Source organism: Flavobacterium sp. ZE23DGlu08 (assembly GCF_030505335.1).
Lineage (GTDB): Bacteria > Bacteroidota > Bacteroidia > Flavobacteriales > Flavobacteriaceae > Flavobacterium > Flavobacterium algoritolerans.
The window spans coordinates 3,369,110-3,381,643 of the sequence record NZ_CP130045.1; the positions used below are offsets into that span (position 1 = coordinate 3,369,110).

Annotated in this window: 6 protein-coding genes; 5 read left to right on the forward strand and 1 reads right to left on the reverse strand. The window is 34.2% G+C overall.

Features of this window, described 5'->3' with window-relative positions; translation table 11 throughout:
• Positions 1-20: 20 nt before the first annotated feature.
• Positions 21-1,907, forward strand: coding sequence for a molecular chaperone DnaK (dnaK, locus tag Q1W72_RS14710; RefSeq protein WP_099715044.1), 1,887 nt, complete (start codon positions 21-23; stop codon positions 1,905-1,907).
• 365 nt (positions 1,908-2,272) lie between these two features.
• Here dnaK and Q1W72_RS14715 read toward each other — a convergent pair whose 3' ends face one another.
• Positions 2,273-4,846, reverse strand: a complete 2,574-nt coding sequence (locus Q1W72_RS14715; protein WP_099715045.1) for a zinc-dependent metalloprotease — start codon at positions 4,844-4,846, stop codon at positions 2,273-2,275.
• A 344-nt stretch (positions 4,847-5,190) separates the two neighbouring features.
• Here Q1W72_RS14715 and corA point away from each other — a divergent pair, with 344 nt between their 5' ends.
• The 4 genes from corA (at position 5,191) to Q1W72_RS14735 (ending at position 12,459) form a co-directional block, all read left to right on the forward strand.
• On the forward strand, positions 5,191-6,261 hold the full coding sequence (gene corA, locus Q1W72_RS14720; RefSeq protein ID WP_302136042.1) for a magnesium/cobalt transporter CorA: 1,071 nt from the start codon (positions 5,191-5,193) through the stop codon (positions 6,259-6,261).
• A 54-nt stretch (positions 6,262-6,315) separates the two neighbouring features.
• On the forward strand, positions 6,316-8,409 hold the full coding sequence (pta, locus tag Q1W72_RS14725; protein WP_302136043.1) for a phosphate acetyltransferase: 2,094 nt from the start codon (positions 6,316-6,318) through the stop codon (positions 8,407-8,409).
• Position 8,410: 1 nt separating this feature from the next.
• Complete coding sequence (locus Q1W72_RS14730; RefSeq protein WP_302136044.1) at positions 8,411-9,610, forward strand: acetate/propionate family kinase; 1,200 nt, start codon at positions 8,411-8,413, stop codon at positions 9,608-9,610.
• Positions 9,611-9,708: 98 nt separating this feature from the next.
• Positions 9,709-12,459 carry a histidine kinase gene (locus Q1W72_RS14735; protein WP_302136046.1) on the forward strand — a complete coding sequence of 917 codons (2,751 nt, stop codon included), beginning with the start codon at positions 9,709-9,711 and terminating at the stop codon, positions 12,457-12,459.
• Positions 12,460-12,534 lie beyond the last annotated feature (75 nt).

Consider the following 12,534-nt stretch of genomic DNA (forward strand, 5'->3'; position numbering starts at 1 on the left):
TAAAATTAAATATATTAAAAATGGGTAAAATAATCGGAATTGATTTAGGTACGACCAACTCTTGTGTTTCTGTAATGGAAGGTAATGAAGCAGTTGTTATTCCTAATGCAGAAGGAAAAAGAACAACACCATCTATCATCGCTTTTGTTGAAGGTGGAGAAATTAAAGTAGGAGATCCTGCTAAAAGACAAGCGGTAACTAATCCAACTAAGACTATTGCTTCTATCAAACGTTTTATGGGTCACTCTTTTTCAGAAATTACAGCTGAAGCAAAAAGAGTTTCTTATTCAGTAGTAAAAGGGGACAACAATACGCCACGTGTGGATATTGATGGTCGTTTGTACACTGCTCAAGAATTGTCAGCTATGACACTTCAAAAAATGAAAAAAACAGCTGAAGACTATTTAGGTCAAACTGTTACTGAAGCAGTTATCACTGTTCCAGCTTACTTTAATGATGCACAACGTCAAGCTACAAAAGAAGCGGGTGAAATTGCAGGTCTTAAAGTAATGCGTATTATCAACGAACCAACTGCAGCTGCACTTGCTTACGGTTTAGATAAAAAAGGTAAAGATCAAAAAATTGCTGTTTACGATTTAGGTGGAGGTACATTTGATATTTCTGTTCTTGAATTAGGAGACGGAGTTTTCGAAGTATTGTCTACGAACGGAGATACTCACTTAGGTGGAGATGATTTTGACCACGAAATTATTGACTGGTTAGCTGACGAATTTAAAGCTGAAGAAGGTATTGACTTACGTCTTGATCCAATGTCATTGCAACGTTTGAAAGAAGCTGCTGAGAAAGCAAAAATTGAATTGTCTTCTTCTGCTGAAACTGAAATCAACTTGCCATACGTAACTGCTACGGCTTCAGGACCAAAACACTTAGTTAAAAAATTAACTAGAGCTCAATTTGAAAAATTAACTGACGCTTTAGTAAAACGTTCTATGGCACCAGTTGCTAAAGCGTTGAAAGATGCAGGTTTATCTGTTTCTGATATTGACGAAGTTATCTTAGTAGGTGGTTCTACTCGTATGCCAAGAATTGCTGAAGAAGTTGAAAAATTCTTTGGTAAAAAAGCGTCTAAAGGAGTTAACCCTGATGAGGTTGTTGCAATTGGAGCAGCTATTCAAGGTGGAGTTCTTTCTGGAGATGTAAAAGATGTATTGTTACTTGACGTTACACCTTTATCTTTAGGTATCGAAACTATGGGTGGTGTTTTGACTAAATTAATTGAGTCTAACACAACTATTCCAACTAAAAAATCTCAAGTTTTCTCTACAGCTGCAGATTCTCAACCAACAGTTGAAATCCACGTTTTACAAGGAGACAGAGCTATGGCAGTTGACAACAAAACTATCGGTCGTTTCCATTTAGATGGTATTCCACCAGCTCCAAGAGGTGTTCCACAAATTGAAGTAACTTTTGATATTGATGCTAATGGTATCATCAAAGTTTCTGCAACTGACAAAGGAACTGGAAAATCTCACGATATTCGTATCGAAGCTTCTTCTGGATTAACAGCTGAAGAAATCGAAAGAATGAAAAAAGATGCAGAAGCTAATGCTGATTCTGACAAACTTTTAAGAGAAAGAGCAGAAAAATTGAACGAAGCGGACGGAATGATCTTCCAAACTGAAACTCAATTGAAAGAATTAGGTTCTAAATTATCTGATGAAAACAAAGTTGCTGTAGAATATGCATTAACTGAATTGAGAATGGCACACCAATCTCAAGACATTCCTGCAATTCAAACTGCTCTTGACAACATCAACGCTGCTTGGAAAAAAGCAACTGAAGCGATGTATGCTCAAGGAGAACAAGGTCAAGGTGAAGCACAACCTCAAGGGGATGCTGCTCAAGGAGACAATGTTGAAGACGTTGAATTCGAAGAAGTAAAATAATAATTTCCCGTAGAGATGCACTGCGGTGTATCTCTACTATTGAATTAGAAAACCGTTCGCCATTGGTGAACGGTTTTTTTTATGGGTTAAATAAAAAACCCGACCTGTTTTAGAAACGGGTCGGGTTTTGTTATTCTATTATTATTATTATTTATGTAGAGACGCATTGTAGAGACGCACTGCAGTGCGTCTCTACCGTGTGTATTTTTCAATGTGCATTTATGCAATCTTCGTTTATAAAATTCGCATCGATACGGTGCGTCTCTACGATGCATTTATACAATGCGTCTCTACAATATAATAACATCAAATACAACATAAAAAAAAGGGAAAATGTTGTTGAACATTTTCCCTTTTTTAATTCATTATTTAGGATCTAAAGCTTGTCCTATTCTAGAAATTAAATCTTGTAAGTGATATCTACTCATTCGATCAGTCATTCTTGATGAGGCTAACTTCATCTCGTTTTTCAAACTATTCAATTGACCTCTTGCAATAGAAGGTAAATCAGTTTGAGCAAGATTTACTCTTCTTGTCGTGAAACCGTAAGTAACTCCTACAGGAACCGATCTAACCATGGCTGTACCTGGTTTAAGTAATTCGATCATTTTGTCAACATACAATTTTTGAATGTTTCTGCGATACACATCAATGGAACCGCTTCCTTTCAATTCAGAGAAGATTCCATTTTTTAAGTCGCTTACTAATTCATCAGCGGTATAGTTGTTTTTACTCATAGAAGAAGTTTCTATAAGGCGAACAATTCTATCTCCAGCCAATAAACTTGATAAGGTAGCATCTTGCATTCCTTTGATTGCTTCAACACCGCTTTCTGGGTTTATTTTCGAAAGGATATTTTGATCCAATAACCATTTTGGAGTGGTGAACAATTGAGTGTTCAAGAATAATACAGCATCTTTTTGTATAGCTCTTGGAACTACTTCAAATTGATTTCCTGTCATGTCATACGTTTTTGGAGAATCATAGATTCCACCTACGTTTTTAGTAACATGGCCCATATATCTTCTGAATTGTCCTGTAAGTGCACCGTAAAGTTCGTCTAGTTCAGCATAGCTTTCCCCGTTTTCTTTAGTCCACTCTAATAAATTAGGCAAAATTCTTTTTAGGTTTTTGATTCCGTACTCAGAAGCTCTCATCGCATTATCTCCAATATCCTCTGTTTGGTATCTTGGGTCATAAGGACTGCTTTCAGTACCAAACCATAAACGGTTATTTTTGTATGCTTCTTTAGTCATTTCATTCAACTTCGCTTTTTCCTCAGTTTCAGTTTTAGCTCCGTCAAAATAAGAATACCCCCATTTAATAGCCCATTTGTCATAATCCCCAATTCTTGGGAATAAGGCTGTAACACCATCTTCTGGTTGTGCCACATAATTAAAACGTGCATAATCCATAATAGAAGAAGTATGTCCGTTTTTATCTTGGTACGCTTTATCTCTTAGTTTTTCAACCGGAGTGGCAGAACTTGCTCCCATGTTGTGACGTAATCCTAAAGTGTGTCCTACTTCATGAGAAGAAACGAAACGGATTAATTCTCCCATTAATTTATCATCAAACTTTTTTGTTCTTGCTGCAGGATCTACAGCCGCAGTTTGAATCAAGTACCAGTTTCTTAAAAGACTCATGATATTATGGTACCAACCAATGTGGCTTTCCAAAATTTCACCACTTCTAGGATCATGTACATTTGGTCCGTATGCATTTTGAATTTCAGCAGCAAAATATCTCAATACTGAAAAACGGGCATCTTCCAAACTCATTGTTGGATCGTTTTCTGGCCAATATTCGCCACGAATAGCATTTTTCCATCCTGCAGCTTCAAAGGCAACTTGCCAATCATCAATACCTTGTTTAATGAATTTTTTCCATTTGTCAGGTGTAGCTGGATCAATGTAGTATACAATTGGTTTTAGTGGCTCAATTAATTCCCCTTTTTTTTGCTTTGCAGCATCTTCGGCAGATTTTGGCTCTAAGCGCCATCTTACAGCAAAAGTTTTAGTGTCTGATTTTTGAGATTCTTCTTCAAAAACTCCGTATTCGTTTGCAAAATATCCTACACGTGCATCAAATTCTCTTTTGCGCATAGGTGTTTTTGGCAATAAAATCATCGAAGTATTCATCTCAACCGTTACTACTCCTGCATCTAAAGCAGAAGGTAAATTAACTCCAATTTGTGGTGTTGGAGTAATTGAAATACGCGGTGGAGTAGTTGTAAATGTTTTTACAGTTCTAATCTCAGTATTTATTGGATAACTGCTTATTTTTGAGATGAATGATTTATCCTTTTGAAAAGCTACAATGTTTAACAATTGTTTTTTAATTGGATCTAATGAAAAAGTCTGAATATCACCATCGAAAGTACTCGTTAAATCGATTACATATCCAGCATTATTTTTACCGGTTGAATCTTTTTTGAATGCCAAGATATCATAGTTTCCAATAATTGGATCCGAAGTTGAATTCTTAACCGCTTGAGCCATTGGTTTGTCACCGTCCGGAGACATGATAACGTAAGTAACTGATCTAAGAAGGATGTTGTTGTTCAGCCCTTTTTCCCAACGAACCACTTGTCTGTTGATTTCTTCTCCTCCAAAAATTCCTCCTCCGGCTGGAGTTTTAGAATATCTGGTAATTGTCATTATTTCACTTCCTAAAAGGGAGTCTGGAATTTCAAAAAGATATTTGTCATTAATTTTATGAATGTCAATTAATCCTTTTTGTGTTACTGCGGTTGAGTCAATAACTTTTTTGTACGGTTTAGGTTCTTTCTTACCGTCTTTAGATTCGGGTGCTTTTGCTTCTACTTTAGCAGGGGCATTTTTGTCTGCTCTTTTCTTTTTTTTACTTTGTGCAAATGTGCCTTGCGCAAAACAAAATAACAGACATGTAATAATTAGGGTTAGTTTTTTTTTCACCATTTAGTTAATGTATTAATAAAGTTTATAATTGGTTATGGTCTATAAGTCGTATTTTATTGTGTTTTGTTACGACTAAAGTTCAAATTTATTGATATATTTTTTATAAAAAGACCATTTTGAGGTGCGATTTTAAATAATTAACAATAATTAACAATCGTTTATTAATTGCTTTTTCCATGTCATAACATGATTTTTCTCATGTAAGGAATTATTATTTCGAGGTATCTTTGCTTTTTTAAATATTAAATTAAACCTGTTTTTTTCATTTTTAGGAATGTCAAAAGTGCCAAAAAACGATTTTTTTGTAAAAGTTTTTTGTAATATTACTACTTAAATCAGCTGGAATGAGAAAAATTAAGTACAAGAGAGGAAAGAAAACACAACCTTATAATTTAGAATATACTGGTATTCATAAAAGTAAGGAATCAGAGCTGCAGTTGTTTGTTTATGATGATTTGGATCTTACCGAGTATGAGGATTTTAAGGTTTCGGATTTAGATAAATATATTGAGGGACAAAAAACAAACTGGATTAATATTCACGGTTTAAATAATGTGGAGTGGCTAAAATCGATTGGAAATTATTTTAAAATCGATAATTTTATGTTGGCTGATATTTTAAATACCACCCGAAGAACAAAACTGGAAGAGTCTCATGATTTTCTATTTTTCAACATAAAATCACTTTTACCCACAGGACATTCGGATAACATAAGTGTCGAACAAATTAGCTTTTTGTTAAAAGACGGGATTCTGATTTCTTTTCAGGAAAAGCGAAGTGATTTCTTCACCCACATTCGAGAACGCATTAGAACCCATTCGGGAATTGTAAGAACTAAGAAAGCGGATTATTTGTTGTACATCCTTCTGGATGCCATCATGGAAAATTTCTACATCACTTTAGAAAGCGAGGAAGATAAAATAGAGGAATTGATCAATCTTACCAAGGAAAGTGTGGATCCCATAATTTTAGAAAAAATAGAGAAACACAGGGATAATTTAAATTTTTTAAAACGTTCTATCATTCCGCTTAGGGATTCGTTGTATGATATAAAAAGCATAAAAGACGATAACATATTTAATGTTATGGAAGCAGATACTTTTAGCTTTTTTGCCCGATTGCATCAAAAGAGTTTAGAGCTTTTGGAACAAATTGAATCTGATATGAGTTCTTTGGAAAGTGCATCTAATTTCTTTTTCTCGGCACAAACGCATAAGATGAATGAGATTATGAAAACCCTGACCATTGTATCGGCTATATTTATTCCGCTGACTTTTATTGTGGGGGTTTACGGGATGAATTTTGAATATATGCCAGAACTGAAACGTCATTATGGCTATCATACCGTTATGGGTGCTATGTCTTTAATAGTGGTTGGAATGATTATTTATTTTAAAAAACGCCGTTGGTTTTAGGGATAAAAAAGGATTACATCCAATTCATTTGGAATTAAATTTAAAAATAAAAAAATGAACAAGGCCATATACATTGCAACAAGCGAACAAAATAGTGGGAAATCGATTATTACGTTGGGATTGATGAGTATGCTTATTGGTAAGATGGCCAAAGTAGGTTATTTTAGACCCATTGTGGAAGATTTTGAAGAAGGAGGATTTGACAATCACATTGAAACCGTGATTGGTCATTTTGGGATGGATATTGAATTTGAAGATGCGTATGCCATTACAAAAAGTAAATTAATCAAAAAGAAGAACAAGGGGAAAATAGGAGAGGTTCTCGATTTGATTATTGAAAAATACAAGAAATTAGAAGAACGTTTCGATTTTGTCTTGGTTGAAGGAACCAGTTTTACAGGGGAAGGAACTGTCATCGAATTGGACATGAATGTTCTGATTGCTAAAAATCTGGGTATTCCAACAATTATCGTGGGTTCCGGAGTTGGAAAAACATTAGAGGAATTAATTGATAGTCTTTACTTGGCATACGATTCATTCAAAGTTAAAGATGTCGAAGTTTTGGCTGTAATCGCCAATAAAGTGCAGCCAGAGAATATTGAATTGGTTACTAACGGTCTAAAGAAAAGTTTACCCAAAAGTATATTGGTGAACTCCATTCCTTTGATTCATAAATTGAATAATCCAACCGTACAGGAAATTGTAAATGAGTTGGATGCCAAAGTTTTATTTGGCTCGGCACACTTGAACAATCAAACTGGAAATTTTAGCGTTGGCGCCATGCAATTGTGCAATTATTTGTTGCATTTAAAAGAGAATAGTCTGGTGATAACGCCCGGAGACCGTGCCGATATTATTCTAGGAGCATTGCAGGCCAATGAATCCGTAAATTATCCAACCATTTCGGGAATTGTTTTGACAGGAAATATTTTGCCTGAAATCAGTATTTTGAAATTGATAGAAGGACTTTCTACCATTGTTCCAATTATTGCGGTGGAAGAAGGAACGTATTATATTACCAATAAAATAGGTTCCATTAAATCCAAAATTTACGCAAACAACAAGCAGAAGATTGAAATTTCTATTACTACTTTCGAAAAATATGTCGACTTAGATAACTTGGCTGAAAAGCTAATCACTTTTGAAGCGGATGGAATGACACCAAAAATGTTTCAATATAATTTAGTAAAAAGAGCCAGACAGCATAGAAAACACATTGTTTTACCGGAAGGAAATGACGAACGAATCATTATTGCAGCCTCACAATTATTGACGATGGATGTGGTTGATATTTCGATTATTGGCAACAAAAAACAAATTGAAAATAAAGTGGCGGAGTTGGGACTTCCTTTCGATTTTTCTAAAATAGAAATCATTAATCCGATAGAATCAGAGCATTATGATGATTATGTAAATACGTATTATGAGTTGCGAAAAGCAAAAAATGTAACCATAGGAATGGCTAAGGATTTAATGGAAGATGTTTCGTATTTTGGAACTATGATGGTGTATAAAGGGCACGCGGACGGAATGGTTTCCGGAGCGGCACATACCACGCAACATACTATTTTGCCGGCTTTACAATTCATTAAAACGAAACCCAATTCCTCTGTGGTTTCCTCGATATTTTTCATGTGTTTAGAGGACAGAGTTTCTGTTTTTGGAGATTGTGCCATTAATCCAAATCCTACTGCGGAACAATTGGCAGAAATTGCCATTTCCTCTGCCGATTCTAGTTTGGCTTTTGGTATTGAACCAAAAATTGCCATGCTTTCATACTCATCAGGTTCATCCGGAAAAGGAGATGAAGTAGATAAAGTAAGAGCGGCAACTGAAATAGTGAGAAGAAAACGCCCCGATTTAAAAATTGAAGGCCCTATTCAATACGATGCAGCCGTTGATATGGCTGTTGGGAAAAGTAAAATGCCAAATTCAGAAGTGGCAGGGCAAGCCAGCGTTCTGATTTTTCCGGATTTAAATACAGGAAATAATACGTATAAAGCGGTTCAAAGAGAAACAGGAGCATTAGCAATAGGTCCGATGTTACAAGGGTTGAATAAACCGGTAAATGATTTAAGCCGTGGTTGTACGGTAGATGATATTATAAATACAGTCGTGATTACGGCGATTCAAGCACAAGGATTATAAAATGAAAATAGTAATTATAAACTCAGGAAGTTCCTCCATAAAATACCAATTGATTAACATGCCGGTAAATGAAGTTATTTGTTCGGGGATGATCGACAGAATAGGACTGGAAACTTCAAACCTAACGTATGTAACGGATACGACTAAATTAGAAGAAACGTTGCCTATTGCAAACCATAAAATTGGTTTAGAAAAAATTGCCAAATTACTGATGGATGAAAAAGTAGGGGTGATTAAAAGTACGGATGAAATAGAAGCTGTTGGGCATCGTGTGGTGCATGGCGGAAGCGCTTTTTCGAATACGGTAATCATTACCAGTGAAGTAAAAGATAAAATCAGACAGCTTTTTGATTTGGCACCTTTGCACAATCCTGCAAATTTAGAAGGAATAAATGTTGCCGAGGAAATTTTTAATTCAGCACAACAAGTGGCTGTTTTTGACACGGCATTCCATCAAACGATTCCTGTTGTAGCGCACAAATATGCGGTACCAAATTACCTTTTGACGGAAAATAAAATACGTGTTTACGGTTTTCACGGGACGAGTCACAAATATGTTTCGGAAAATGCAATTCATTATTTGAAGCAGAATTCTCAGAATAAAGGGGCAAAAATCATAACGATACATTTAGGAAACGGTTGTAGTATGACCGCTATAAAAGACGGAAAAAGTATTGATCATACGTTGGGTTTTGGTCCAATGAACGGATTAATTATGGGAACCCGAAGCGGAGATGTGGATCAATCTGTGATTTTTTATCTGGTAAATTCGTTGGGTTATTCGCTTGAAGCGGTGAATACGATGTTGCAAAAACAAAGTGGAATGCTGGGGCTTACTGGTTACAGCGATTTGAGGGACATAGAAGCGAATGCGGAGAATGGAAATGAAGATTGTCAATTGGCTTTAGCGATGAATGCGTATCGAATAAAGAAATATATTGGTTCGTATACGGCTGTTTTAAATGGGCTCGATGCCATTATTTTTACGGCTGGGATTGGAGAAAATTCTTCGTACATCCGAAAATTAGTGTGTACGGATATGGATTATTTCGGAATAGCATTGGATGCATCCAAAAATGAAATTCGTTCGAAAGAAATTAGAGAAATAAACACACCAGATTCAAAGACTAAAATATTAGTCATTCCTACCAATGAAGAAATTGAAATTGCCAATCAGGTATTTGAATTACTGACGAATTAAGAAAATAACCAACTCAAAAAAAGCTTCTGTAAACAGAGGCTTTTTTTATGCCTTTTATTTGATAAATCTAATTATATTTGGATATAAAATACCACATTTTGAAAGCAAGAATTACATCAATAATCCTACTCTATTTTATCTCATTCCAACTTTATTCACAGGAATTACTCCCTTTTGTAGAGAATTACAGCAAATCAAATTATCAAGGTGATAATCAGATTTGGAGTGTAGCACAAGGAAATGATAACGCCATGTATTTTGCCAATAATTATTATTTATTGCGCTATGACGGCGTAAAGTGGGAGAAAAACAGCTTGCCAAACAAAACAATCATTCGCTCCGTAATGGTTGACGGTGACCGCATTTATACCGGTTCTTATAAAGAATTTGGGTATTGGTTCCGAAAAGAAGGAAAGATGCATTACGTTTCTATTTCTAACTCCAATAAAACTAAAGTTTTTGACGACAGTGATAATGAAGAAATTTGGAAGATATTTAAATTCAATAATAAAATCTACTTTCAGTCTTTTAATGGGCTTTTCCAGTTTGACGGAAAAGTAATTAAAGAAAGTAAATTTGATTTTCTGGTTTCCTATTGCTTTCCGGTTGGTAATGAATTATTGGTTGCTTCGGTGGAAAAAGGAATTTATAAAATGAAGAATTCCAAGTTTGAAAAGATAGAAGGTTGGTCCGTTTTAGAGAATAACGTCATCCATGCTATTGAAAAACACCAAAACAAAACGTATTTTTTTACTAAAAAAAATGGGGTTTATGTGGAAGAAAATGGTATTCTGAGCACTTGGAAAAGTGCATTAAATGATATTTTGAAAGCAGCAAATATCAACGTTGCCAAATTCATTAAAAATAATAAATTAATCATAGGAACGGCTAATAAAGGGGTTTATATTTTTGATTTGAATTCTGGCTCGTATAAAAACATCAATCGAAATAATGTATTGATGAACAATTCTATTTTGAGTATTGGCCTGGACAAAGAAAATGATTTGTGGTTGGGGTTAGACAACGGAATTGCTCATATCGAGGTTAATTCTCCTATTTCTATTTTTTATGATAATTCAGGGATTTTAGGTTCCGTTTATTCCGTGGCAAGTACTCCAAAAGGCTATTTGATGGCTTCCAATCATGGCGTTTTTAAATATGAAGACAAAGTGCTTTCGTTAATTCCTAATACGCAAGGGCAAGCTTGGAACATCAGTAAAATAAATAATAAATACCTCATAGGTCATAACGAAGGCACTTTTATATACGAGAATGGGTTGTTTTCTAAATTAAGTACTATAAACGGAGGTTGGAATTTAGTCAAAAGCAGTATTAATAATTCCTATTTACAAGCAACATACAGCGGTGTAATCATTTATAATGACAGTAATGATTTGAATCAAAAGATAGTTATAAAAGGAATATTGAAACCTATCAAATATGTTGCGCAAAACCGAAAAAACGAAATTTGGGCTGCCGATAACAATAGAGGTTTGTATCGAATTCTGTATAACGATGCATACGAAACAACTGATATCAAGAATGTCACCCAGCACAGCAAAATAAGCAATGATTTTGGAGTGAAAATATTTGAGTTCAGAAATGAAATTTTGTTTTTAATCAATAAATCGTGGTACACCTATAATTCAATTACCAATCAATTAGAAGAAAATGAATTGTTTAATACTAATTTTAAAAATGTATCAAACATCGTTTCTATTGATGAAAATCACTTTCTGATACTGCAAGAAGGGCTTTTATATCATATTTATGCGCATGACAATAAATTCATCCGCACTATTATTCAAGAGAAATATTACAAGGGAAAAATCATTAATGACAATGTAAAAGTTTTCAAAAACAAAGATAATTACCTGTTGAATCTGGATGATGGTTTTATCTCGTTGCAATTAAAATATGCAAACAAGAAAGCATCAAATATAAGTGTTGAAGCCTTTGTAAATAATGATTTGGTTAAAAATAACTCAAAGATTCCATACAATTCGGAGCTTCGCATACATGTAATATCAGGTGTTTTTGGAGCAACAAGACCTAATTTATTTTATAAAATAAATGGTGCCAAAGAATTTATTCCTGTAAATGAAGGTTTGATTGTTTTGAATAATTTAAATAGCGGTTCCAATGAGATTACGGTTTACCTTCACGACGGATTGAATTATGATAAAATTTCCAACTTTCAATTTATTGTGGCTAAACCATGGTATTTTTCTATTTGGATGATTTTATTATATCTGATAGTGATTGGAGGCATATTGTATCTGTATTACAAATGGAATAAAATGCGATACATTCAGAAACTGGAGTTGCGTGATGAAGAATTAAAACATCAAAAGAAAATTCTGGAGATGGAATTAAAGGCCGAAAACGAATTGAATATTCAAGAATATGAAAAACATATTCTAGAACTGGAATTGCAATCGAAGTCTTCAGAGGTTGCTGGAAAATCACTTTCGATTGCGAAACAAAGTGAAATGATTGAGAATATTCAAAGTATTCTGGATTCAGATATGGATTTTAATAAACTAAAAAGTGAAATCAAAAAAGCCATAAAAATCAATGCTGTTAACAAACATGAATGGGAAACGTTTGAAACAAATTTGAATCAAATTCACAATGAATTTATAATTAACCTTTCAAAAAAATATCCAAACCTAACTTCGAAGGATATTAAGCTCTGTATTTACTTAAAAATGAATCTTTCGTCCAAGGAAATTGCACCCATGATGAATATTTCTTTTAGAGGTGTAGAACTTCATCGCTACCGCTTAAGAAAGAAATTAAACCTTGTTCAGGACGAAAATCTCTCTAAATTTTTATTAACTGTATAAATAAGCTTTATTTTTTATAGATAATATATTATTTCAGTGTATTTATTACGGAATTACAACACATCATTACTACAT